The organism is Marinomonas sp. FW-1 (assembly GCF_005222245.1).
In the GTDB taxonomy this organism is placed as follows: domain Bacteria; phylum Pseudomonadota; class Gammaproteobacteria; order Pseudomonadales; family Marinomonadaceae; genus Marinomonas; species Marinomonas alcarazii.
In genome coordinates this window covers 474,636-499,880 of the sequence record NZ_CP025987.1, presented here as the reverse complement: position 1 = coordinate 499,880, position 25,245 = coordinate 474,636, and the positions used below count along the sequence as shown (strand labels likewise).

Sequence of the window (25,245 nt, the reverse complement as noted above, 5' to 3'; positions counted from 1 at the left end):
TCCTAGTTTTCGCTTACTTCGTCATAATATTTTTTCGCACCTGGGTGCAATGTAACAGGAGTGCGTTTTGCGGTTTCTAACGAAATTGCTTTTGCTTGTGGGTGAATTTGACCAAGCTCATCTAAATGAGAAAAAATTGCTTTGGTGATATTATAAATTTTGCTCTGATCTTCTTTACCGCTGGTGAACAAAATAGCAGGATCATTAATCATCAAAATCTGTTTGGTTTGATCTGGGTAGGTTTCAGCAGGCAGAGAGTAAGCTTGATAGAAAGGGTATTTTTGGATCAAACTATCGAGTTTATCAATATCAGCTGACAACAATTTCATGTCAGTTTGTGAGTCGAGATCAATCAAAGAGGAAGTCGGTGCACCTGCCAAAACCACTGTCGCATCAACTTGGCCGTTTACCAAGGCTTTTACCCCTTCGTTATAAGAAAGAAAACGTGGTGTGATATCGTCAAAGACACCATATTCCTGTAACAAACGAGTTGCTAAAACCGCGGCATTACTTCCTGGAGGCCCCATGCTAACACGCTTGCCTTTTAAGCCTTCAAAGGAGTCGACTCCTTTTCCGGAAATCGTTGCGACCTGCAACACTGCTGGATATAAATAGGCAATACCAGCCACGTCCAAAGGTCCGCTAACTTTAAATGGGCCTTGGCCATTTTTTGCTTCAAACAAAGTTGAAGAAGAAGATAATCCCATTGTCATTTGGCCTGCTGCAACGCGGTGATTGTTTTCCACAGACGCACCAGTTACTTCGGCCCGTGCCGTCGTATTGTCCATGTGTTTGTTGAGAGTTTCAGAAATCCCTGCACCAATTACATAAAACAAGCCGCCCGTTCCGCCAGTTCCAATGGATACACGTTCTGCCGCTTGAACAGGACTATTGACTAAAGTCGTACACAAGGCACTCGCTATAAGCAGTTTTTTAAACATAATATTCTCCAACTTATTTTTGTTTTGTTATTGCTTAGAACACTCTAGCGAAGAAACCTTTCATGAACCTTTCATGGATCTTGAATACATCATAAAAAATAAAAGCTATTGAGAAAGATTGTTAGGCTCAGCAAACATAGCATTATCCCATTCATGATAAATAAGTTGTTTTTTGGCATCGTCTGTTTGAATAAGCAGTTCTAAGCCAAGAGGAATTGGACGAAAAATCCCATGTGGCAATTTACTCAATTCATCTCGACTATATGGGCCTTTAACCTTTGTGCTTATTGGCGTAATACCTGATTGATTTGCAAGTACATGCTGCCCTTCTGAAGACAATAAGAGATCAATAAAACGCTTCGCCAATATCGGCTGCTTAGCATCACGAGGAATAAATGCGGTGCGCATTATGATCGTCGTATAATCTGTCGGCATGATGGTTTTGATCCATTCATACTGTTGCGACCATTTATAGGAATAGGCACCAACAAGATTATAAGCGATGAATATCTGGCCTTTTAAAAGCGCATTTAGCATAGAGGATGTATCCGTATAAAGCCGAGCTTGATGCCTCCCAAACGCTTCCAATAACCGACCATAACTACGGGATTGCTGACCGTCATAGGCCCATGTTAAGTAACCCAATCCAGATTGCTCAATATTAAACAAGCCCATTTTATCGTCTAAGAGATGATTTTTATTCCGGATCAAATTCAATAGCTGCTCACGGCTTTGCGGCAACTCGTCCCCCGTCAGAATATCGCTGTTTATCGCCGTTACGATGGGTTCGTAGGTAAAACCAAACAACTCATTTCGCCAATGTGACCCCTTGGGAACATTAACAAGCTCTGGCGAGTTATAAGCTAATGCGTAACCATCATTTGCCAACTTAAATTGAAGATCCATCGCCGGGCTAAGCATCACGTCCGGTCTAATATTAGGCTGAGAGATAAATTGCTCGTATAAATGACGAGTATTCGACTCTGTGTAGTGAATGGCTACATTCGGGTACTTTTCTTGATATGCCCTAAACAATGGTTCAATGGCCTGATGATTTACGGCACCATAAATAGCGAGTACATCCCCCTGATACTTGGGTTGTTTATTCAAACTTGGAAAAGCGATATAAGAATCTTGTGGTACGGCATCAGCAAACACCATACGACTGACCAAAAATAAACCAAGCCCTAAAAGACAACTAACCTTCATACGACAGTCCTTTTCGTTGAGGGAAAATGACTTCTACAATTAATCCGGTTGGCTGATTATCTTTTAAGTGAAATCTAGCATCATGGTGTTCTGCTACGTCTTTAGCAATCGATAAACCGATTCCGGAACCTGATGCAAAATTGTCAGGACTACGATAAAAGTACTCGAAAATATGTTCCTTATCCTGATCCGATACACCTACTCCTTGGTCTCGAATTTGTAGCACAATTAAGGGTACGGATTGCTCAAAAACAATCATTAACTCAACTTCAACCACACCGCTTTTTGGGCTGTATTTAATGGCATTTTCGATGATATTTTGCAGCATTTGTTTGAGAGCAAACTCATCTCCGTTAATTGTTGCCTTTATATCTCCAACGTATTCAATCTCCACTTCCCGCTCTAAAGCCCAAACCACTAGATCACGACAAGTCTCTTTGATCACATAGTCCAAAGACACAGGGCTAAAAGGATGACTCTGATAACGATGTGTCAACGTAGCGCGGCTAAGAAGCTGATTGACCGTATTGGTCAATAGGTTACTACTTTCTAAAATATGCTGTAGCTGCTTTTGTCGTAACATTTCATCGGTTTCATCTATTGCGTTTTGCGCCTGTGAATTTAGGCCAGCCAAAGGCGTACGGATCTGATGAGCCGCTTCTGCTGTAAAACGTTTTAGTCGATTTAACGTACTATCCAGCTGAGCCATAAAATAATTAATACTTTTTAGTAAAGGTGCTATCTCACTGGGAACATTTGCATCTAAAGGAGACAGCTCTTGAGACGAGCGCTCTGTAATGGCTTGCTTGATCGTTTGCAATGGTTGCAATACTCGCCAAATAACGAAAAGCAATAAAAGTAACGTGATAAAGAAAAACAAAGTAACAAATTGCAGTGCCATTTGGCTGATTTCCGTCGCCGCTGCGCGCCGAGCATCTAATGTTTGGCCAACAATAATAAAAACATCGTTAACACTATCTCCCTCTAACAGGCGTTTCCCTAACGCAACAAAACGAACCATCTCATCGCGATACATAGCTTCATAATAAATAGGAATAAATTTTTCTTTCTCGCTGGATTGCTGAAGCAACTGGGTAAACGGGATATTAGGAAGATCTTTGTAACCTGTCAGCACTTGATATTGTCCATTCATAATGGAATAAAAAGCACGATCTGAGGCAGATAAGGCTAAAGTTTCAAATGCAGAAACGGGCAAATCGATAAAGTATTGCGAATCCAATATGTTGATATTTTCGGCCATCTGTAAAGCAGAGCCATAAAGAAGCCGATCATAAGACTCTTTTGCCGCTCTATTTGCATAAATATGCACACTCCAAAGAGCCACTGCATTAATCACAATCAACACGGTCGCCACCATTAGAATCAATTGCCGACGAATCGAGGTAGTTGCCTTAGCCATGATGTTTTTCCAGCAAATAGCCAAGACCTCGAATAGTTCTAATGTTGATGTCACTGCTTTGCAAAGATTTCCTCAAACGTGCTACGTAAATCTCAATGACACTAGGGTTCGGGTTTTCATTGAAATTATAAATATGCTCTATTAAAACTTCCTTGCTTAGAACTCTTCCGGTATGACTGATAAACACTTCTAATAAACGAAACTCTCGTTGCTTTAGCTCGATTAGGTGATCGCTAATAGTCACAGTGCATGCTTGCAAGTCTAAACTGACATTTCCGTATTCTATTGTATTTTGCGCTTGCCCTTGGCTGCGACGGAGCAAAGCACGACAACGAGCTTCAAGCTCACCAAAGTCCACCGGTTTGGTCATATAATCGTCTGCGCCCAGATCCAAAAGCTCTATACGATCTTTTACTTCATCACGGGCAGTTAGAACAATCACCGGCGTATTAGAGTGTTTTTTTCGAAGCGTTTGTAATATTTGAGTACCCGTCATATCTGGCAAATTTAGATCCAGCAACATGAGATCGTATTCTTGCAATGCCAACATTTGATTTGCCTGTAAACCAGTCTGCGCAAGATCAAGGCCATGCCCCATTCGACTGATTCTTTGGCTAATGGCTTCGCCTAAAATACGATCATCTTCTACTACTAAAATACGCATGATACTGATGCTCTTGTGACTTCTTTGTTGTTATAAGGCAGATTAAATGTGTGATAATCAGTTTTTACTCGGGAATTTGTCAATTTAGCCTATATTCCAATATGAATGAATGGGCTATCACTTCTATTAATGGATTTGCTGAAAAATGAATACCGTGTATTCCTCAACAATAAAGGATTCTCTTGATCTGCGTCCTCAATTCTTCCTTTATCTGTCCATGTGCAAACTCAGCGAAACAACGTAAAGTAGTTAGCTTATTTTGCCTCACGATTACCAAGTTAAGGACTCAACATGATTCGCAAAGATATGTTTTTGGCGCTCTTTATTATTGTCGCGTGGGGCTTTAACTTTATTGTGATGCGCTGGGGCTTAGATGAGCTTACGCCGATGATGTTAGGCGGGTTGCGTTTCCTCGTTATCGGCATGATTGGCTGCTTCTTTTTCTCTCGACCTAATACGCCATTACTTTGGTGTATTGGTTATGCCTTATCATTGAACTTCGGGCAATTTGCGTTTTTATTCAGCGCCATGTCATTTGGCATGCCAGCAGGCCTTGCTTCGTTAGTACTGCAATCTCAGGCGATTTTCACTTTGTTGTTCGCTATTTTGTTATTAAAAGAAGCCGTTCGACCTTATCAAGTACTCGCCATTGGCATTGCCATTGGTGGCTTAGCAGTCATCGGCTTAGATAATGAAGATACCACCATGACAGCGCTTGGATTTGGCTTAACTTTGGCGGCGGGTTCTAGCTGGGCGTTGGGAAATATTTTCACAAAAATCATCAGCCGCAAAGGTTACGATGCCAACCTAAACCTAATCGTTTGGTCGAGCTGGATTCCACCTATTCCTTTCTTCCTTTGCGCATACCTCATTGACGGTGGTGATGTCATGTGGAGCAACATCACTGAAATAAGCTTTAAGTCGATTGCTTCACTTGCTTACCTGTCACTCTTTGCTACCTTGGCTGGCTATGGTTTGTGGAGCTATTTGCTATCACGCTATCCAGCGGCGACCGTGGCACCACTTACATTAGGCGTTCCAGTTGTGGGCTTAACGTCAGCGGAAATCTTCCTCTCTGAAACAGTAAGCGCTATGCAATGGGTGGGGATTTTTATCGTGTTACTTGGTTTGATGCTGAATACATTCGGTGGCCGCTGGCTAAAGAAAGTTAGCCAGCAGGCCGTTTGAACCACTAAGGGTTAGTCTTTTTTATCTTGTTGCGCGTCGATTTTATCCACAAGGCGTGCGACTTGAGCTTGTAACTCAGAAATTTGTGTTACTAAGGCTTGGTGATTACTTTCTTGATTCTCGTGTTCTTCTTGCGCGGTTTCGCGGGTCATCACGTCCAACACCACACCGACCATCATGTTCAAAAACACAAATGCCGTTAGGAATATAAAGATGAGGTAAAAAATCCAACTGAACGGATAAACATCCATGGTTTCATACATGACATCTGTCCAATCTTCGAACGTTGCAATGCGAAATAGCGTCAGCATAGAAATGGCAATATCGCCCCAAAGTTCCTCATTGACGTGATGGAAAAAAATGGAACCAACCGCAGCGAAAATGTAAAAAATGATAAACATCAACAAAGCGATGTAACCCATTTGGGGAATAGCTTTTAGCAAAGCATTAATCAAAAAACGCAGCTCAGGAATAATTGAGACCAGACGCAAGACACGGAACACGCGCAGCAAGCGTGCCACAAGAATCATTTCTGTTTCTGAAATAGGTATTAAACTGCCGACAACAATAATCGTATCGAATAGGTTCCAAGGGTCTTTAAAGAAATGACGTTTATCATCACAGGCAAGAAAGCGCAGGCTAAGCTCGACCAAGAAGAAAACGGTGATGAAATTGTCTAAGTAGTTTATGCCTCTCTCAATACCATAAGGTAAAGCATAAGTTTTAGCGCCCACGGTAAGTGCCGCGACCACAATGATACTAATGATAAAGCCCTGAAACCACGCACTGCGCTCGATGCGCTTCATTATGGCAAACAAACTTCCGGAATGATCTATTTCCATTTTTACCTACACCTAATATGCAATCTTTATAGCCCGAATAAAAGACAGGCCACGCCATATTAAGTTCATATCCGGCAGAAGAAAAGCAGAAGTAGATTTAGAGGCCAGACTTGCAAGTTATGTACGTTTTACTCGCACAACTTTCATAATCTCAACAGGAATACCCGCCACCATTTCTTGCGTTGGGTAATAAGTCAGGTTCACACGAGCGCCGCGCAAGGTGCGATATTTGCCTTGGCGTTTGAAACGAAACGGCACATCGTAACCTTCAATCATTAAGGTATGCAGCACCCAATCTTCTTGCGGTCGTTGGGCGTGGGATTTGACTTTCAGCGCATCCGAATGAATGAGCTCATCATTGTTTTTTAATAAGGACTCAGGATCAGATTTCACTAGAGGCTTCTCTTCTTATCGATGAAAGCCTCTTAGTATGACACAAATATCTCAAATCTTAAAAAAACTGATTATTTTTGTTCAACACTAAGGAGAAGGGCTTTCGCCTTCCACTTTATCGACTGATGTTTTAGAGGGTTGAAATTGACTCATTGCCAGTGCGGCCTCTCGATTATCAAAACGTACAACGGCTTTTTGTAGAATCAAACTATTAGGATACGTCACGACATCATTAGACAAGCGCTGAATAATCACATGGAAGGTCGATATCTCTAAAATTTGCCCCAAAATCTCGTCGTCTTTATCAACAACCTTGACCCAATCTCCTACTCGATAGGGAAAGCTAAAGAAGATAATAAGGCTTGCTGTGATATTGCTTAAAATCGACCATTGGGCAAATAGCGCCACACCAACAACCGCAAAAACAGAGGAGAAAAAGATAGCTAACTGACCATAGCCAATACCAAGAACCAAACAAATCAATAAAACAAAAATAGCAGTGAAGCCAAGGTGTAGCGTTTTAGAGACATAGGTTATTCGTACTTCATTCGCGTATTTTTTCTGTCCTAACAAAGTGATGCTCGACTTTAAAATCCGCGAGACAATGACATACGCCACCACTAATAGAGCGATTAAGCCAACCTGCACCATCATGCTTTTTCTCCTAATACGGATTTATAAAACATAGAACAACACACCAGGAATGATGCCTATGCTCATCAAATTACTAATCAATACAATCGACGCTACTTTATGGGGCTCCTGTTGGTACAACTCGGCGACCATGTAATTCAACACCGCAGGCGGTAGACAAGCAAAGATCAGTAAGTAGGCAAAGTTTTCTGGTGACATACCAACAGCATAGTACCAAATAACAGCAATAATCAGACCACTTAATGGACACAAAAGGCCGCTAATCACACCAAGCTTCCATTCACTAAAGTCGACATTCGTCATACGCACACCAAGCGCAAATAGCATCAGAGGAATGGCAATTTGTCCCAGCATATCCACAGACACCTTCACAGCGGGCATAACCGTCCAACCTTGTAGACTCCAAATTAACCCCAAGATGGTTGCGATGATCATTGGCATTTTTAGAACATTAAGAAGGTTGGTTTTTGGGTTAAGCAAATACATGCCAACGGTAAAATGCAGTAAGTTTTCGGTAAGAAATAACACCACAGCAATAGGCAAAGCTGACTCGCCAAATGCCAGCACAATCAAGGGAATCCCCAAGTTGCCGCTGTTGTTAAACATCATTGGGGGAACCAAGGTTTTAGGTGAGATTTTTAACCACTTACACAGTGGCCAAACCAGTAAGCCAGAACCCAACACAACCACAGTAGCAGCAATAATCAAATCGACATATAAAGCGATATGAAACTCTTTCGAGGCCATGACAGAAAAGATAAGTGCGGGGCAAAAAACACTGATGTTTAAACGATTCGCCACCGTCATATCAGTCGGTCGCACTCGCGCATAAAAAAATGCGACGAGCACAATACTTGCTAGGGGGAAAACCGTATTAAATATTTGTGTGAATAACGTAGAAGTGTCCATTAATAGCCTCTATAACGAAGGCCGTTAGCTTAACGTCCTAGCCAAAAAAGACCAAGAGCAATTACATACCAAATGGGCTTAGGGTTTCTCAACCAATACGGATGGAATCAAGATAAATCGCTGAGCCACCTCTTTGCCTTTCAGCAAATCCATACCAATTTCTATGGCTTTTTCCGCCATCGGCACAGGTCTCTGAACTGCCGTTGCTATCCAAAGATTGTCTTTTTGCTTGATAATATCTTTTGCAAACGGAGCACCATCAACTGAGGCCATTAAAAACTCACTCCGGCCTGCTTGTTGTGCGGCACGCAATGCTCCAAATGCGGTTGGGTCATTAATGGTAAAAATGGCATCGATATGATCGTACTCTTCCATTAAATACGTCATGGCTTCCATACCGCCCTCAACACTGCCCGTGCCATTCATTCGGTCACTTAACAAGGTGATGTTTGGGTATTTATTCAACGCAGACTTACAACCAGCGACTCGCTCTATAACCGACGACACCAATACGCCATTAATAATGACGAAATTGCCTTTATAATCGGTTTTCTCTGCCAGTTTTTCACAAGCAATAGCACCAGCTTGAACATTATCTGTCGTAATAGTGGCATCCGCACCTTGTGCATTGACATCCACAGCAATGACTTTAATGCCCGCTCGCTGAGCCTTTGCCACCACCGCTGCGACCTTGTATTCATCGGCCGCAGTTAGCACAATCAAATCAACCTTTTGTTCGATAAAATCATTGATTTGACCAATTTGTCGCTGCCAATCATACGCATCTGAACGGATCAGCATTTTTACTGGCTCACCAGCTAGCTCATTTGCTTTTGTCGTTGCCGATTCAACCAACTGCACAAAATAAGGATTGCCTAAATCAGCAACACTGATACCAATGGATTTGAGGGGTTGAGGTTCTGAGGATTGCGAGGCCAATGGCGACAGCGAAACAGCGACAATCGAAACGGCCAATAAACTTGGCATTAAGCGATAAGCCTTCCAAAGCTGTCGGGCTTGTTTCGAACTCGACATTAACTGTTTCATTAAACTCATTCTACTTCCCTCGGTGCAATGCCGCTATTTTGCCCTACTTAATGACAGATAAAAATAGCGGCCTAGCTTAGGCCGCTTCTCCCTCTGACTCACCAACCTCCATTGCCCCCGTCATGATGGCAACGGCGTCAGACATAGTATGAGACTGAGGCGTAACAATCGCCGCGCGCTTACCCAAACGATGGATATGGATACGATCCGCCACTTCGAACACATGCGGCATGTTGTGACTAATCAAAATAATAGGCAATCCGCGATCACGCACCTCTTTGATCAAGTTCAACACACGGCGGGATTCTTTAACGCCAAGCGCCGCAGTTGGCTCATCCATAATGACCACTTTACTACCAAACAAAGCCGAGCGCGCAACCGCCACACCTTGACGCTGACCACCGGAAAGAGACTCAACCGCTTGGCTGATATTTTGAATTGTCATTAATCCCAGCTCGGTCATTTTATCCTTCGCGCGACGCTCCATCTCTTTTTTGTCGAGCATGCGGAAAACTTTCCCCAAGATACCAGGCTTCAATAACTCTCGTCCTAAGTATAAGTTGTCAGCGATATTTAACGCTGGAGACACAGCTAAGTTCTGATAAACCGTTTCAATGCCTAATGCTCGCGCTTCCATTGGAGAAGAGAAATGCACAGGTTTGCCGTCCAATAATATTTCCCCCTCATCCGGAATAAGTGCACCAGACAAGGCTTTAATCAATGAGGATTTACCTGCACCGTTATCACCAATCACCGCTAATATTTCACCGGGATACAGTTCAAAGTCGGCGTGGTCAATCGCGGTCACACTGCCATAACGTTTTACCAAATTCTTTGTTTGTAACACGGGTGTTTTATCGTATTGTGCCGTCATTATGCTGTTCCTCTTCGAATCCACTGATCAATGGCCACAGCCGAAATAATCAAAATACCGACGGTAAACTCTTGCCATAACACATCAACACCAGCAAGCGCTAAACCATTTCGGAAGACCCCAACAACCAAGGCGCCAATTAGCGTCCCGTAAATAGAACCTCGCCCACCAAACAAGCTACAGCCACCAATCACCACCGCCGTAATACTGTCGAGGTTAGTCATAGTGCCTGCTTGTGGGCTTACTGAGCCGATACGACCGATCAGTACCCAAGCGCCAATAGCACACACCACGCCAGCCAATACATACACAGACATCAAAATGCGTGTGGTTCGAATACCAGCCAATTTCGCGGCTTCCGGATCATCACCTGTTGCGTACACATGACGGCCCCAGGCAGTCCAATTTAAGGCGTACCAAATTAGAAAGAATATCCCCAGCATCAACAAGGAACCGTAGGTCAGCCTTGCACCAAAAAAATCAATTGTTTGACCTGTCCATTGCAACAATGGCGCAATATTGCTGATGTCTTGCGAGCGAATGGTTTCGCTCTTTGAGTACCAAAGGTTCAACGCAAAGAACACATTCCAAGAACCTAAAGTTGCAATAAAAGGCGGGATTTTTAAGCGTGTTATCAACAAGCCATTGATGAACCCCGCTAACGCACCAACACCGATACCGATCAAAATAGACAAACTTGGATCGATACCATGATTCACCGCCATCCGCCCCATCACAACGGAAGTCAAAACCATAATGGCACCAACCGACAGATCAATGCCTGCGGTTAAAATAATCAATGTCTGCGCCACACCAATTACACCGATAATCGTTACTTGCTGTAACACCAATGACAAATTGAATGGGTGCAAAAAACGGTCACCGACAATGACGCTAAAACTCACAATCGCTAACAGCAACACAATCAAAGGCGCAGCAATTGGATAATGATGAAGAAACTTTTTGAAACGCTGCAAAGGGGTTTCTTTACGCTCGAACTTGGCGACATAGGTACTAGCTTGATCCGCTACTTTGTCGTGATCAAGAACCGCTGTAGACGGTTTTGTGTTGTTAGAACTCATAGGCTACTCCAGAGAAGAAACAGTGCGCTGGATAGAAAAAGTGCCGCTAGCCAAAAGCTCGACTAACGGCAATTAAAGGCGCCTTCACACCCATCTATCACAAAAGATTAATTAGCCCCAACACATGCTCAAGCCAGTTTTAGACGAAACAGATTGAACGCCTTTTACGGGTTCATCAGTAATTAACTGAACGCCTGTATCGAAGAAATCTAGACCATTCGATGCTGAAGGACGTGAGCCAGATTTGGCAAACTCAACAATCGCAGTGACCCCTTCAGAGGCCATTTTAAGAGGGAATTGCATAGAGGTAGCGCCAATCACGCCATCTTTAATATTTCGAACACCTGGACAGCCGCCATCAACAGAAACGATCAATACGTCTTTTTCAAGTCCAAAGGATTTCAATGCTTCATACGCACCCGCAGCAGCAGGTTCGTTAATGGTGTACACCAAGTTAATTTCTGGGTCTTTTTGCAGTAGGTTTTCCATCGCGCGACGGCCACCTTCTTCAGAGCCTTGCGTCACATCATTACCAACAATGCGAGGATCTGTTTCATCACCCATACGTTTTGGGTCTTTAAGATCAATGCCAAAGCCTTTTAAGAAACCTTGATCACGCGCTACGTCTACCGTGATTTGGCTTGTGCTCAAATCCAGTAAACCAATTTTCGCGTCTTTTGCTTTGTCGCCCATTTTGGCTTTTGCCCACATGCCAATCATTTCACCGGCTTTGAAGTTGTCTGTTGCAAAAGTCATGTCTGCGGCACTAGCAGGGCTTAGAGGTGTGTCTAACGCGATGACAAGCAAGCCAGCATCACGTGCTTTTTGAATCGTCGGAACAATACCTGCGGTGTCACTTGGCGTAATAAGAATGCCTTTCGCACCCGCGGCAATTAAGTTTTCTACTGCTTGAACTTGAGTTTCATTATCGCCATCGTAACGACCAGCGAAAGTGCGCAACTCAACACCAAGCTCTTCCGCTTTTTGCTGAGCGCCTTCTTTCATTTTTACGAAGAATGGATTGGTGTTGGTTTTGGTGATTAGACCAATAATTGGGGTTTCAGCCATAGCCACGGTAGACAATGTGCCAGCAGCAACAAGACAAGCCAGTTTCTTATAAGGGATGAATTTCATTGTTTTATAACTCCGATTTTTTGTTTTTATTATTGGCAGCGATGCCATGTAAAAACAGATCCTGTCCCGACTCTGTTTCTAACAAAACACTATGGAGATCAAAAACTAATGAATAATTTCATACTTAAATCTTTTTTTGTAATATTTGTAATATTTCATTTTTCAAGCTGAAATATCTGACTTAACTCCTTGATAGTAAAAGGTTTCGAGATAAATAAATCGTCGTCCTTTAATTGGTATTTTTGTTTTAATTCATCTTTTGGTAAGCCTGACATCAACAATATTGGCCCTGAAAAACCAGATCCATCAGACTGCAAATTGTGAGCTAACTCCACACCACTCATGGTGCCTGATAGGTTTACATCCGACACAATAGCATCGGGTTCAATCGCTTTGTTTAAGGCGCGCATAACCGCTTCGGCACAGTCAAAGGTTTGCACCATAAAGCCCATTTTTTCCAATTGCTCGCGCATAACCCGACACACTTCATCATCGTCTTCCACAAGCCACACCAAGCTGGACTCTGGCAAAAGAATCACACCTTGCTTGCCAGCTTGTTCTTCTGATGCAGGTTTTTTCTCAGCTAAAAGGCCATGCGCTGTCACTTGTTGAGGCAAAAACAAGCAAACACGTGTCCACTTGCCTTTTTCAGAGGTTACTTTGATTTCGCCACCGCTTTGTTTTACAAAGCCATAAATCATACTCAGGCCCAAACCACTGCCCTTACCGACAGGCTTAGTCGTGAAAAATGGCTCAAATATGCGGCCAATGACGTCCTCATCAATGCCTTCACCCGAGTCTTCCACTCGAATGCGAATGGCGGGAACGTCGCTGTCTGGTAAGGTACAAACCTTAGTTGAAAAGGCCAAACGTCCGCCATCCGGCATGGCACTGGCGCTGTTCAAGGACAAATTCAACAAGGCATTTTCTAGTTGCGAGGGATCAATCAGGCTCACCACATCTGGGCATTGCAGATCGCTTTCAACCACAATATGCGAACCAACACTGTATTCGACCAAATCCAACATGCCTTCGATTAAATCGTCTATCGCAATAGGCACAGGGAAAAGTTGCTGACGACGACTAAAGGCCAATAAGCGCTGCACCAAATTACTGCTTTTTTCTGAAACCACCAGCGCGCGCTCTATGTATCGAGCTTGATCTTCTGTCTGAGGATAAGAGTCAGACAGCATTTGCAGGTTGCCCATTATCGCCGCCAAAAGATTATTGAAGTCGTGGGCTACACCACCTGTCAGTTGCCCTAACATCTCCATTTTTTGCGCCTGACGAAGCTGGCTTTCGACGCTTTTACGCTCAGTTAAATCCGTATACAAGGTAACAAAACCACCTTCAGGCATTGGCTTAGAGCGAAACTCGATAATTTTTCCAGAATCAAAGTGACGCTCAAAACTCTGCACTCTCAAATGGCGCGAAACATTCACTTCTTCCATGTGAACTTGCTGATTTTCCAAGTTGAGATTTTTATGTTGCCCTTGGTTAATTAAGTTCTGAACGTCATCAATCGCCATACCGATATGCAAGTCGTCGTCAGACAAATCAAACAATTTCTGGTAGCCAGAGTTCCAAGCAAGTAAGGTTCCTTTAGAGGAAAACACACTTAAACCATCGTTCATGTTGTCGAAAATGGTTTCCAGCAAACGCTTTTGTTCCGATAGCTCTGCTGTCACTTCCAAGCGCCTTAACGCATCACGACGAAAAACCTCAAAAGTATCCGCCAAGGTACCGATTTCATCGTTACGACGTATTCCCGTATGTTTTGAATCCACACGACCTAAAGAAAGCTGTTCCATATCGTTGGTCACAACGCCCAAGTCTTTCGTCATGCGCTGGCTATACCAATACAAACGCGTCAGCCCCAACAGAAGAAACACAGAAATGCCGATAATCCAGTTCTGACCACGGGCCACAAAAGTCGACACTTCCTGACGCTGTCGGCTCACTTTCTTCTGCAGTCCGCCTACAAAGTCACTCACTTGTTTACTCAACTGTTCCGACTTAGCTCGAATAGCAATCAGCAAATAGTTTTTGCGTTCTTGAATTTGATTCAAACGACGATGTGCCATCAATAGGTCTTCAGCAATGCTTGCCACTTGCTCGTTTTGTTGAGAAAACTTCAAGTTCTCCAAGAGACTCTCGGGCACCAAGCTTGGCGATTCTAACAATTGCAGCAACCACACCAAGCCTTGCTGATTCGTCACACTGGCGGCGCCATCATCCGAGGGTAACTGTCGAATTCGAAACTGTTGGGCCAAGCTGTCTTCACGTAGATACAACTCTTCTCGCACCAAGGCGACAAGCTCCTCAAGCGTGGTTTGTAGATCGTCTAATCGCTCGTCGATATCACGTTGGAAAACAGAATCTGCCAAACTGTCCGCCACACCACGAAGCTCGAGAATTCGTCGATGAATGCGTTCTGATTCGGTTTGTAACTGGAAAGGTCGCCCAGATCCTGCGGTATAAGGCGCAATGGCAGCCAGTTGCGCAACGCCTTCCGCTAACGTTAAAGAAGTGCTTATTTCTGGTAAGGTTTCGGATTCGAATTCGGATAAAGAAGCTTCACTCACACGCATGGATTGCCAGCCAATCCCCACCATAAAAAACGCCACTAAGCTAATTGCCAGAATAGACAAAGAGGCTTTTTGACGAATACTGGTAAAGCGCATCTAATTCATCCGCACTGGGCCTTGGAAAAAATAACCAAGTCCACGTTGGGTTTTTATAAATTCTGGTGTTTTCGGATTTGCTTCTATTTTACGTCTTAGACGAAGAATCAAGACATCCACAGTTCGATCAAACACTTCGGTTTCCAAGCCCCGACTTTGCTCTATCAGCTGCTCACGAGAAAAAATACGATCTGGATGACGCGCTAACACTTCTAATAGGGAAAACTCTCCTAACGTCAGGGTCACTAATTTTCCCTCTGGATCATGCAAAAGACGCGCAGTGAGATCCAAGGTCCAATTCCCAAAGAGTAAACGTTCATGATCTTGGTTTATGGTATTTCCCACTGTTGGCGGAACTTGATAAGAACGACGTAACAAAGCATGAATTCGCGCTGTCAGTTCTCGCAAATTAAACGGCTTCATCATGTAATCGTCCGCGGCGAGCTCTAGCCCCAAGATCCGATCGGTTTCATCGCCTTTCCCCGTCAGCATCATAATCGGCATGACAAAACGCTCACGAATTTCACGAGCAAGGCTCAGCCCATCTTCTTCTCTGAGGTACAAATCCATCAATACCAAATCAACGGGCTCGGCATCTAAATGAAGCCACATCTGAGTACCATTTTCCGCTTCCAGAACTCTGTAACCTTTTTGCGACAAGGCATCACAAAGCAATTGACGAATATCATGATCGTCATCCACTACTAATAAAGTCTTTTTATGTTGTTCTGTCATTGTCTGGGTTGGAATCCATTATCGTTGTTATTAGACGCACGCCAAGCTAGGGTAGCAGCTATCATTACGCTATTTATATCATGTTAAAGTTAATAGCAGATTAACAAAAGGAAAAGCTTCTCGTGCAGACGAAAATCCAACCTCAGAAGAAAAACATCCTGCTCACTTTTTTAGATCCTGAGCAATTCATCCACATAGATCAAGATGAAACCGTCTTGGCCGCGTTAGTATCTGCCGAGATCCCGATCAAACAAGCGTGTACGAATGGTGTTTGCGGTGTTTGTCTGACACAACTACTATGCGGTGAAATTGATTATGCGGATCGCCACCCTCACGGCTTAAACAACAAAGAAAAGCAAAATGGCTTTTTCCTTCCCTGCATCGCGACGTGCAAAACCGATATCTCTATTGCTCGCCCCAAAGTGAGACTGCGTTAACGGTCTAAAAGCGTTATCATGAACGCAGCGTATTAATGAGCCATCTTATGTCCAGCGAACTCCCCATTTACCAACTAATTCCACAGCTAAAAAGTCAGTTATTGCATCACCATGAAGCGATATTAGAAGCCGCGCCCGGTGCGGGTAAAACCACGGTGGTGCCAATCGCCTTGATGGATGAAGCTTGGCTCAAAGGTCGAAAAATCATCATGCTGGAACCAAGGCGCTTAGCAGCCAAAGCGGCCGCAAAACGTCTTGCCGATACCTTGCAAGAACCGCTTGGAAAACGGGTTGGCTATCGTATTCGCCATGAAGGAAAAGAAAGCGCTCAGACACAAATTTTAGTCGTCACAGAAGGCGTGCTAACGCGCATGCTGCACGATGATCCCAGTTTAGATAACATTGCTTTAGTGATCTTTGACGAATTTCACGAACGTAATTTGCACTCAGATTTAGCCTTTGCTTTATGCTTGCAAGCACGCGAACTGTATCGCGATGAAGACCCGCTTAAGCTGTTAGTCATGTCCGCCACACTCGATACAGAAACGCTTGAAACACGACTCGGCTGCCCGACACTAACCAGTCAAGGCCGCAGTTTTCCGATTACCGTTCGTTATAGCAACAAGGCACTCAAGACCTTTCAGGTCACCGATGAAGTCGTTCGACTCACCTGCCAAGCCTTTAATGAAGAAACGGGCAGTTTGTTGGTTTTCCTCCCAGGTCAAAAAGAAATTCGCCAAGCGGCAAGCCAATTACAGCAACGTTTAGGCCATGAGCCACATTTAAGCATCTTACCTTTGTATGGCGAGCTCAGCCTCAAAGACCAAGAAGCCGTCATTGAGCCAACCACAGCACCTAACCGAAAAATCGTACTGGCGACCGCCATCGCTCAGACCAGTTTGACCATTGATGGCATCCGAGTCGTGATCGACAGCGGCTTAAGCCGAGAAGCGCGCTTTGATGCCAGCACTGCGACAACACGATTGCATACTCGTCGCGCAACCCAAGCGGAAACAACCCAACGCATGGGGCGCGCAGGACGAACAGAAGAAGGGATTTGTTACCGATGGTGGAGCGAAGGCCAACAACATCAGCTTGCCCCTCAGGCTCAGCCACAAATAGAGATTAGCGACCTCAGCAGTTTGGTGATGGATTTGGCAAAATGGGGCGTGCAGGAACGCCTTGAATTAGATTGGATTACACCGCCACCAAATAGTCACTGGCAACAATCGATCGACTTGCTAACCAACCTACAAGCTCTTAAACAGAATCAAACGTCACAGCCATCCTTAGTATTAACCCAACTGGGTGAGCAAATGAGTCATCTCGGTATCGAGCCTCGCCTCGCCAGACTGTTATTAGATGGCAAGCTTACCAATAACAGTGACGCCGCCAGCGCCATCTGTACTATTTTGTCGGAAGGCGATCCCTTTGCGAATCATCATAGCGATTTGTCAGATAGACTGAGTTGGTTAGCAGGCCATCATCAAGCCCAGAGCAAGCGCCCAAGACAACATTATGTGAAGGCTCAACAGCAATGGCAAAGACGTAGCCAAGACATCAGCACACAACCGGCTTTTAGCAAGCATAAAGGAGACACAGCCTTTCTATTGATCCGAGCGTTTGCAGATCGCATTGCTCAGCGTTCAGGACAAGACCACGACAAGACCCGTTACAAACTTGCCAATGGAAGAATGGCGAGCCTATCGTCACTCGATCCTTGTGCGCAAAGCGAGTGGCTTATCGTGCTGGATATCGGCGGGCATCATGGCCAAGAAGAGGATCGTATTTTTCTCGCCTATCCGATCGAACTGTCCATGCTGACAGACAATTTCGCGGATTTATTCCTCATCAAAAACCACCTCGCTTGGTCAAAAAAAGACGCTCGCCTGTTAAGTGAATCACAGCGTTGGATCGGCAAACTTTGTATTGATAAACAAAAACTTAACAAACCGTCAGAAACAGACATCAGCCAAGCCGTTTGTCATTATATTCGCCAAGAAGGTCTGTCCGTTTTGCCTTGGAACGAATCCAGTGAACAACTCCGAGCGCGCCTACAATTTGCCTTCGTGCACGACAAACAAAACCTCTGGTCAGACTGTTCTGATAAGGCATTATTGGCCGACCTAGAAGAATGGCTCGGGCCATACCTTGGTAAAGTAACCAATCAACAAGCGATGAATAAGCTCCCGTTAAACGATATATTGTTATCTCGGTTAGATTGGAACCAACAGCAATTTCTTAATCAAAAAGTCCCCGCGAGAATCACGGTGCCATCTGGGGCGAGTCATGCCATTGATTATTGTGAGCAGCAACCAACCCTAAGGGTTAAACTGCAAGAGATGTTTGGCTACACAAACAGCCCAACCGTTCTCAACCAAATCGTACGTATCGAACTGCTTTCGCCGGGACAGCGCCCCCTTGCCGTAACCCAAGATTTGGCATTCTTTTGGCGTGAAGCCTACCCAGAAGTACGCAAAGAAATGCGTGGAAGATACCCAAAACACCCATGGCCTGAAGACCCTCTCAGCGCCCAAGCCACCGCCAAAACCAACCGCGCACTAAGATCATCTTAAGTGTCTTAGTGCCTGCTCGGTAAGCTGTTGACTAAAAGGCGTGTTCTTCGGATGAGTCGGAGACCAGCCCATAATAAAGCGATGAAAGTCTGCCCAAGCGATAGGGAATAAATATTGCCACTCTTCAACAACCTCTTGGGCAAAGGCTTGAGACTCTCCTTGCGCCATCAGCTCACGCCCCAACTCAGAGAAATAGTACTCCAATAAATAGTCTATATTTTTCGCTAACTCAGACTCAGATAATGCGCTCCCTAAAAGATACGCAAAATCTTGAACACCAATGCCACCACCAACATACTGAAAGTCCACAGCGGCCACCTGATTATCGAGTGGAGAAAAACAAAAATTCGCCACCTTGGCATCACCATGAACAAGGGTTTTAAAACGTGCGTTATCCAAACATGCAGCCAATTCAGATGCAGCAGATTTCAACTCTCCCTCCGCCATAACAGACCACTCATCCTGTCGAGTATCAAGGTGCCAGTAGGTTCCCTTGCGCCATAAATCATTCGGCCAATCAGCAGGCGGCGTTTGATGGATAAAGCCCGCATGAAATGCCGCCAGCCAATGGATGCAAGACATGACATACTCGAGATTATGAGCGCTATATCGGTCCGCATAACCAGCAGCGTCTAAATCTTCTAATAAGGTTAATCGCTGCCCTGTGCTCTCGTCATGAAAGTTCCCATAACACCGCGCAACACGCGCCGATAGATTGCAACGGGGCGCCCAATGTCGATACCAATTCTGCTCTACTTCATAGGAACGCACTTTACGTAGATGCGCGTGATCCGAATGCCAGCCCCTAGGATGACTCACTTCTGAAGGAAACGAGCAATGCTTGGCAATAATAGAAGACGATGGCGCTTCTTTTCCTGTGAGTGAATAACGCACTACCTCGCCATAACCGCTCCACAGCGACTGAATCAATGACGTTCGTTCTACTGTGTCGGCTTTGCATTGGCGCTTAATAAAGATCTCGGGCGTCATCATTTTTCTAAAATCCACGTAAAAGACGCGACTATTTTACCTATAAAGCGTTATTCTAAAACGCCTTTTACAATGATTACTGATCTATCATGAGCCTTATTCTTTTTTACCTTAAGAAATTCATAGGCTATATGCTGATGCCAATTCCTCTCACTTTGCTGGCCATGTGTCTCGCGCTTTTGCTGATGAATAAATGGCCCAAACTCGCCAAACTCATTCTATTCTGCGCCATACTTTTATTAGGCTCAACCAGTTGGAATCCTGTAGCGAATTCACTCATTGCAACGGTCGAACACGATTATCCTGTGTTTAATATTGAACAGCCAGTGGATGCCGTTATCGTCCTCGGCAGTGGCCACAAAGATTTAAGCAATACACCGGCAATCATGGCACTAGGCAACAGCGCACTGTTCAGACTTGAGGAAGGTTTGCGCATTTTAAAGGCCAACCCAAACGCACAATTATTTGTGTCTGGTTACTCTGGTGAAATGACAGAACCTCACGCAGAAGTCATGCGCCGAGCAGCCATAGAATTAGGCGTACAACCCAACCGAATTAAAGCCTTTCCTCTCGCCAAAGACACCGAAGAGGAAGCCAACATGATGAAACCGTATTTAGAAGGGAAACTCGCAGCCTTGGTAACAGAAGCCTCACACCTAAAACGTGCGTCTATTTTCTTCGAAAAAGCAGGGATAAACATCATCCCGGCGCCTGCTATGTATTTAGGATCTGAAAAGAGCGACTGGCAAATCGACGCCAACGCAGCCTACAAAAGCCAACGCGCCTTTTACGAATGGCTTGGACGCACTTGGCAATGGATTAAGGAGTAAGCAATGACATCTAAAATGGCATTTGAAACGAATAAAAAAGATGACCCAATATCTCACGATACTTGGTTAACACAACAAGTTAACGCCGCTTTCGATCGCATGGAAAACGGCCTTGCTGTATTTGTGTCAAACGAAGAAGCCAACGCTCAGATGGATGATTTTAAGGCAAAAATTCGCGTTAGAAATAAGAATTTATAGTTACACTGCCTTATAAATTAAACCCATAATGGCTGCCATCTGGCAATTCAACATCTAAGGTTAGTTTGCCACCAGCCCCTTCTACATATCGCTTTAAAGTAGATAGCTTTACATCTCGGCCTTTGCGTTCCATTCCAGCAATCGTCGGTTGCTTCACGCCCAGCGTTTTTGCCATATCTTCTTGAGTGATTTGCATGCGTTCACGTAACTGGGACAGATGAATGCCAAGTACCATATCCTCTGCTTTTTTACGGGCATTTTTTACTATTTCAGGCTTCTGATCTGAAATTAATTTATCAAGTGTTCTAGCCATTACTCACCTCGACTTTTATACGTTAGCTATTTTAATAAATTATAGTCTTGAGACTATATTTTAAACACAAAAAAAGCAGCGACCACTATTGGACACTGCTTTCTACTATTTCAAAGGTACTGAATTTCTAATGAATCAAACCTGAAATAAGAAGTTTTTGATCAGGTCTTTGCCACCTTCAGTGGCGAAGGATTCTGGATGAAACTGAATGCCTTGGATCGGGTATTCTTTGTGACGCACGCCCATCAATTCAAACTTACCGCCTTTGTGAATCGTCGCGATGTCCTTAAAGTCCGCTTCTTTTAACTCACCAACAGAAGCGGTCACCTCCAACACATCTGGGAAACTTTCCGCTTCGGCGATGAGCGAGTGATAACGCATGACTTCTAGTTGGTCTGGAATGTCATGAAAAATACCTTCGCCATTGTGAGTAATCGGGCTGGTTTTACCGTGCATTGGCAATGGCGCTTTGACCACTTTGCCGCCAAATACATGACAAATACCCTGCATACCAAGACAAACACCCATTAATGGAATGGTTTTACCGAACTCTAAAATCACGTCCGCGCAGACACCAAAGTAGGCTTTATCATCTGGCGAACCTGGCCCTGGGGAAATAATAATACGATCTGGCGCAGCGGCACGAATGTCGTCTAATGTCACTTCATCGTTACGCTTAACAATCACCTCAAACGCGTCGATTTCGCCACGGCTTTTCTCGGTTTCTAATACTTCACCAATAAACTGATACAGGTTGTAAGTGAAGGAATCGTAGTTGTCGATAATATAAACTTTCATGCTTCCCTTACTCCTGATTCGCGTTTGGCGCGAAACTGTCTAATACGCGCTTGGTGCCAGCAAATTTGCGTTGAATTTCTTCGTATTCGTCTTCGGCATTGGAGTCATACACATTGCCGCCACAGGTTTGCACATAAGCTTTGTTACCCTTGGCAAACACGGTTCGAATTGGAATCGCAAACATACAATCGCCATTGAAAGAGAATTGACCAACCGCGCCACCGTAAGGGCCACGGCCATCGTTTTCCAAATCATCGATGATCTTCATCGCTTCGATTTTCGGTGCGCCCGTCAAAGTTCCCGCAGGGAAGTTGCTTGCCAACGCTGAAAACATGTCGTGATCTTCGGCCATGATGCCGACAATCTCGCTGGAAATGTGCTGAACATGACTAAAACGTTTAATATCCATCAAGCTGCGCACTTTCACTGTACCAAATCGCGCCACTCGGCCAATGTCGTTGCGATGCAAATCGACAATCATATTGTGCTCGGCGATTTCTTTTGGATCGTTCAACAAAGCGCGCGCAAAGGCGGTGTCTTCAGCCGCGTCTTTACCACGCTTCGCCGTACCCGCTAGCGGGAAGGTTTCCATTTCCCCTTGACGCACACGGAACAACAACTCTGGGCTGGCACCAATCACCTTTTGCTCACCAAACTTGATGTAGTACATTTGCGGCGAAGGGTTCACTTCACGCAATTGCTCGTACAAATTGATGGTGTCACCTTCCATATCGAACCATTTTTTAAAGCCCACTTCACACTGGAAGATCTTACCGTCGATAATGTCTTGCTTCACCTTAGCAACCGCATCCGCGTGATCGCTCTTACTCATGGACTCGCCTGCAGGCGTGACCAAAAATGGACCGTTTTCTGGCGTTTCTTCCGCCATCATGCTATTCACTAATTCCACACGGTTTCCATCACCAGACTCGTCTTCATAATAGAAATAGAAAACTTCGCCCGTCATCTTGTCCAGAATCAGACCATCTTTGTACAGGCCAAAACGAAACGCATCGAACATCTCGCTCGATTGCAGATCCAAGCTTGGCTCGAAATAGTTCATGCTGTCGTAACCGATATAACCCGTTAAACCACCAGCAAAACCGCGCGACAAAATATTCTGCGGCACAATGTCACGTAGCAAGTAATATGGATTGTCGGATTCAAACGATTCCGTGCTGCCATCACGCTCTTGGATAAACAGCTTCTTGCCTTCGGCCCAAATCAATTTCTCAGGATCAAAACCGATAATCGAATGGCGGGAAATAAAGCTCTCTTCACCAAGAGATTCCAACATAAAACAGTTGTCAAAACGCTTCTCAACCTTCTTAAACAGGTCAAAAAAATCGCAGGCAGAACTGATGGTAATGTACTTAGGTTTGCGCGGCAGCGTGATGCGCTGCGGCTTTTTGTTATATGAACTCATATCTCTTTTAATTCCTTCAATGCTCTGGAACCACGGGTCACAGTGGCAATACCCACACCCAATTGTTTCGCAATGTCTCGCTGCGGAACACCCTGCTCCAACAGAGATAAAATTTGTAACCTGTGTTGCATTTCGTTGATTTCCTTCGGTGTTAGCAAAGCTTTCAAGCGCTTCTCCAACACCACATCGTCACCGGCTTCGGTTAAAAACTGGACCAAATCTTTCATAGGATTCGACTCTCACAAGGAGGCTTTGTATTCGCGTACTAGTACAATATAGATTTCGAGGAAGGGAAGCAAGGACATAAGCATGAAAAATGCGCTAAAATAACAACAGCCTAATCTAAGCTAAATAGGCTGTTGAAATGGGCTTTTACGAAGATTTAAAATAACCATTAGAATAAGCTGTCGCCATCCAGAATGAATTTCAACTTGTTGAGGAAGTCAGAAGCTGTTTGCCGAAGGCATAAAGTACTAGCAACCATTCAAGACAATCCAGATTTCAATCAGGTGTTATCGATACATTAAAATGATTATAAGATTTTTTCGTGTTGAGATTTACCCTGAATATCGAGAAGAGTTTGAAACTAAGTTCCGCAGCTTATCTGTCGGCGCCCTTGAGACTCAAGAAGGTTGTGAGTCTATCGAAATTGGTTTTCCTGTTGAGTCAAATCCCAATGAGTACTCAATGATTTCCAAGTGGCAGAGTAAAGACAAGCTAATCGAGTTTTTAGGAGAAGACTGGCATAAAGCCTTTATTCCAGATGGCATGGAACATTACGCCAAGCAATATTCTGTGCATCATTATGATATCTGAAAAGGTCTCACGGTATTATTTTTCCGCAGTTTAGGCTTCTGAACATGACAAAAATGTGCTCCCTTTTTAACCAAGATTAGGAATAGAAGCCTGTAATAGACTAGGTTATACTGGATAAACTTACTCGCTAAGGGAATCAAAATGAGACACAAACCAACGCTATCTCTGACTTCTAAACAGCAAGCTTACACAAGCAAAAAAGGCGATAACTTCGTCGAAAGCATGCGTTTAGAAGGTTATTCTGTAGACAAATCCTTACTTTCTCTCAGCGCATCAGAAAGAAAGGTAAAAAAAGAACAACTTTTAAAGAAATACTTAGGTTGATCCTGTGGTAGATAAATACGGTGTAGGCCAAGACCCGTATACCTATTCAAACTCCAGTACTTTAATCAATAAACTTGGTATTAAAGATTCCGTAGAGTTAAGCGATATAGAGAACCAGCTATCTACTCTTGCGCTTGCTGATATTGACTTTCAACCCGCACCCTACGACTTCCCCTATCTTTGCCTTCTGCACGAAAAACTCTTCGGAGATTTATATGAATGGGCAGGAAAAATACGAACCATTGCGATTTCAAAGCAAGACACCCGTTTTTGCCAGCCTGAATTTATACAAAAAGAAGCCAACAAGTTATTTGACCAATTAAGAAAAAAAGACTTTTTTGAACACTTAGGTTTCGATGATTTTTGCCAAGAAATGGCAGAATTTTATATTGAATTGAATATGGTTCACCCATTCCGAGAAGGGAACGGAAGAACACAGCGCCTATTGTTTGAACATCTGGCTATCCATTGCGGCTACAATTTAAGCTTTGAAGGCATATCAAAAGATCAATGGATTGAATCTAATATTCTTGGATGTTTAGAATGTAACTATGGACCAATGATAGAGATATTTACTAGAAGCCTCTCCCCAATTATCTAACATGCCAACACTTTGCCACATCCAGCCCGTATTTTGACTTTTATCACTGCCATTTTAGCCTAAGACATATCGACGCCTTGTCTTCACAGCCATGGCATTCTAACGTCGTGTTATCTCTATTATTTAGGAATCAAACAATGACATTCATCACAGCCAAAGA

At 44.0% G+C, this 25,245-nt stretch carries 27 protein-coding genes; 8 read left to right on the top strand and 19 right to left on the bottom strand.

Annotated features, from left to right (window positions below; genetic code table 11):
* Positions 1–2: 2 nt before the first annotated feature.
* The 4 genes from C1X04_RS02335 to C1X04_RS02320 form a co-directional block, all read right to left on the bottom strand.
* Positions 3–941: a TAXI family TRAP transporter solute-binding subunit gene (locus C1X04_RS02335; RefSeq protein WP_110575055.1), complete on the bottom strand. Its 939-nt coding sequence runs from the start codon at positions 939–941 to the stop codon at positions 3–5.
* A 105-nt stretch (positions 942–1,046) separates the two neighbouring features.
* Positions 1,047–2,150, bottom strand: a complete 1,104-nt coding sequence (locus C1X04_RS02330) for an ABC transporter substrate-binding protein (RefSeq protein ID WP_110575053.1) — start codon at positions 2,148–2,150, stop codon at positions 1,047–1,049.
* Entirely contained in the window at positions 2,140–3,570 is a 1,431-nt protein-coding gene (locus tag C1X04_RS02325; protein ID WP_110575050.1) for a sensor histidine kinase, read from the bottom strand. Before C1X04_RS02325 ends, C1X04_RS02330 begins: the two co-directional genes overlap by 11 nt.
* Positions 3,563–4,234 carry a response regulator transcription factor gene (locus C1X04_RS02320; protein ID WP_110575048.1) on the bottom strand — a complete coding sequence of 224 codons (672 nt, stop codon included), beginning with the start codon at positions 4,232–4,234 and terminating at the stop codon, positions 3,563–3,565. Before C1X04_RS02320 ends, C1X04_RS02325 begins: the two co-directional genes overlap by 8 nt.
* Before the next feature lie 291 nt (positions 4,235–4,525).
* On the opposite strand from C1X04_RS02320, the gene C1X04_RS02315 reads away from it, so the two are divergent.
* Positions 4,526–5,422 carry an EamA family transporter gene (locus C1X04_RS02315; RefSeq protein WP_137169083.1) on the top strand — a complete coding sequence of 299 codons (897 nt, stop codon included), beginning with the start codon at positions 4,526–4,528 and terminating at the stop codon, positions 5,420–5,422.
* A gap of 11 nt (positions 5,423–5,433) precedes the next feature.
* Here the strand turns inward: C1X04_RS02315 and C1X04_RS02310 are convergent, their stop codons facing one another.
* From C1X04_RS02310 to C1X04_RS02265, 10 genes are all read right to left on the bottom strand, one after another.
* Positions 5,434–6,264, bottom strand: coding sequence for an ion transporter (locus C1X04_RS02310; RefSeq protein WP_137169082.1), 831 nt, complete (start codon positions 6,262–6,264; stop codon positions 5,434–5,436).
* Positions 6,265–6,381: 117 nt separating this feature from the next.
* Positions 6,382–6,657, bottom strand: a complete 276-nt coding sequence (locus tag C1X04_RS02305; protein ID WP_110575042.1) for a hypothetical protein — start codon at positions 6,655–6,657, stop codon at positions 6,382–6,384.
* Positions 6,658–6,744: 87 nt separating this feature from the next.
* Positions 6,745–7,311 carry a mechanosensitive ion channel domain-containing protein gene (locus C1X04_RS02300; protein ID WP_137169081.1) on the bottom strand — a complete coding sequence of 189 codons (567 nt, stop codon included), beginning with the start codon at positions 7,309–7,311 and terminating at the stop codon, positions 6,745–6,747.
* 21 nt (positions 7,312–7,332) lie between these two features.
* Positions 7,333–8,220, bottom strand: a complete 888-nt coding sequence (locus tag C1X04_RS02295) for an AEC family transporter (RefSeq protein ID WP_110575037.1) — start codon at positions 8,218–8,220, stop codon at positions 7,333–7,335.
* Positions 8,221–8,298: 78 nt separating this feature from the next.
* Complete coding sequence (locus C1X04_RS02290; RefSeq protein ID WP_254682317.1) at positions 8,299–9,276, bottom strand: substrate-binding domain-containing protein; 978 nt, start codon at positions 9,274–9,276, stop codon at positions 8,299–8,301.
* 67 nt (positions 9,277–9,343) lie between these two features.
* Positions 9,344–10,141: an ATP-binding cassette domain-containing protein gene (locus C1X04_RS02285; protein WP_110575035.1), complete on the bottom strand. Its 798-nt coding sequence runs from the start codon at positions 10,139–10,141 to the stop codon at positions 9,344–9,346.
* A complete protein-coding gene (locus C1X04_RS02280; protein ID WP_110575033.1) occupies positions 10,141–11,223 on the bottom strand; it encodes an ABC transporter permease in 1,083 nt (360 codons plus the stop codon). Before C1X04_RS02280 ends, C1X04_RS02285 begins: the two co-directional genes overlap by 1 nt.
* Before the next feature lie 111 nt (positions 11,224–11,334).
* Positions 11,335–12,357: a sugar ABC transporter substrate-binding protein gene (locus C1X04_RS02275; RefSeq protein WP_110575030.1), complete on the bottom strand. Its 1,023-nt coding sequence runs from the start codon at positions 12,355–12,357 to the stop codon at positions 11,335–11,337.
* 155 nt (positions 12,358–12,512) lie between these two features.
* Positions 12,513–15,041: a PAS-domain containing protein gene (locus C1X04_RS02270; RefSeq protein WP_137169080.1), complete on the bottom strand. Its 2,529-nt coding sequence runs from the start codon at positions 15,039–15,041 to the stop codon at positions 12,513–12,515.
* Positions 15,042–15,776 (bottom strand): response regulator, encoded by a 735-nt coding sequence (locus C1X04_RS02265; RefSeq protein WP_137169079.1) that lies wholly within the window; start codon positions 15,774–15,776, stop codon positions 15,042–15,044.
* Between the two features lie 122 nt (positions 15,777–15,898).
* Between C1X04_RS02265 and C1X04_RS02260 the strand changes: the two genes are divergently transcribed.
* Together C1X04_RS02260 and hrpB are read left to right on the top strand one after the other, a co-directional pair.
* On the top strand, positions 15,899–16,213 hold the full coding sequence (locus C1X04_RS02260; protein WP_254682316.1) for a 2Fe-2S iron-sulfur cluster-binding protein: 315 nt from the start codon (positions 15,899–15,901) through the stop codon (positions 16,211–16,213).
* A gap of 47 nt (positions 16,214–16,260) precedes the next feature.
* Positions 16,261–18,789, top strand: a complete 2,529-nt coding sequence (gene hrpB, locus C1X04_RS02255; protein ID WP_137169078.1) for an ATP-dependent helicase HrpB — start codon at positions 16,261–16,263, stop codon at positions 18,787–18,789.
* Here the strand turns inward: hrpB and C1X04_RS02250 are convergent.
* Complete coding sequence (locus C1X04_RS02250) at positions 18,781–19,782, bottom strand: ecdysteroid 22-kinase family protein (protein WP_254682315.1); 1,002 nt, start codon at positions 19,780–19,782, stop codon at positions 18,781–18,783. The genes hrpB and C1X04_RS02250 overlap by 9 nt on opposite strands.
* Positions 19,783–19,916: 134 nt before the next feature.
* Here C1X04_RS02250 and C1X04_RS02245 point away from each other — a divergent pair, with 134 nt between their 5' ends.
* Both C1X04_RS02245 and C1X04_RS02240 read left to right on the top strand, forming a co-directional pair.
* Positions 19,917–20,609 (top strand): ElyC/SanA/YdcF family protein, encoded by a 693-nt coding sequence (locus C1X04_RS02245; protein WP_254682314.1) that lies wholly within the window; start codon positions 19,917–19,919, stop codon positions 20,607–20,609.
* Positions 20,610–20,612: 3 nt separating this feature from the next.
* Positions 20,613–20,807, top strand: coding sequence for a hypothetical protein (locus C1X04_RS02240; RefSeq protein WP_137169076.1), 195 nt, complete (start codon positions 20,613–20,615; stop codon positions 20,805–20,807).
* Between the two features lie 10 nt (positions 20,808–20,817).
* Here the strand turns inward: C1X04_RS02240 and C1X04_RS02235 are convergent, their stop codons facing one another.
* The 4 genes from C1X04_RS02235 to C1X04_RS02220 form a co-directional block, all read right to left on the bottom strand.
* A complete protein-coding gene (locus C1X04_RS02235; protein ID WP_137169075.1) occupies positions 20,818–21,120 on the bottom strand; it encodes a helix-turn-helix domain-containing protein in 303 nt (100 codons plus the stop codon).
* Positions 21,121–21,255: 135 nt separating this feature from the next.
* Positions 21,256–21,918, bottom strand: a complete 663-nt coding sequence (locus C1X04_RS02230; protein ID WP_137169074.1) for an aminodeoxychorismate/anthranilate synthase component II — start codon at positions 21,916–21,918, stop codon at positions 21,256–21,258.
* Positions 21,919–21,925: 7 nt separating this feature from the next.
* Positions 21,926–23,344, bottom strand: a complete 1,419-nt coding sequence (locus C1X04_RS02225; RefSeq protein WP_137169073.1) for an anthranilate synthase component I family protein — start codon at positions 23,342–23,344, stop codon at positions 21,926–21,928.
* Positions 23,341–23,571 carry a Trp family transcriptional regulator gene (locus tag C1X04_RS02220; RefSeq protein ID WP_110574998.1) on the bottom strand — a complete coding sequence of 77 codons (231 nt, stop codon included), beginning with the start codon at positions 23,569–23,571 and terminating at the stop codon, positions 23,341–23,343. The genes C1X04_RS02225 and C1X04_RS02220 overlap by 4 nt, the downstream gene beginning before the upstream one ends.
* 301 nt (positions 23,572–23,872) lie before the next feature.
* Here C1X04_RS02220 and C1X04_RS02215 point away from each other — a divergent pair, with 301 nt between their 5' ends.
* From C1X04_RS02215 to C1X04_RS02205, 3 genes are all read left to right on the top strand, one after another.
* Complete coding sequence (locus tag C1X04_RS02215) at positions 23,873–24,160, top strand: antibiotic biosynthesis monooxygenase (RefSeq protein WP_110574997.1); 288 nt, start codon at positions 23,873–23,875, stop codon at positions 24,158–24,160.
* Positions 24,161–24,301: 141 nt separating this feature from the next.
* Positions 24,302–24,484 (top strand): YhfG family protein, encoded by a 183-nt coding sequence (locus C1X04_RS02210; protein ID WP_110574996.1) that lies wholly within the window; start codon positions 24,302–24,304, stop codon positions 24,482–24,484.
* A 4-nt stretch (positions 24,485–24,488) separates the two neighbouring features.
* Positions 24,489–25,085 (top strand): putative adenosine monophosphate-protein transferase Fic, encoded by a 597-nt coding sequence (locus tag C1X04_RS02205; RefSeq protein WP_110574995.1) that lies wholly within the window; start codon positions 24,489–24,491, stop codon positions 25,083–25,085.
* Positions 25,086–25,245: the final 160 nt, after the last annotated feature.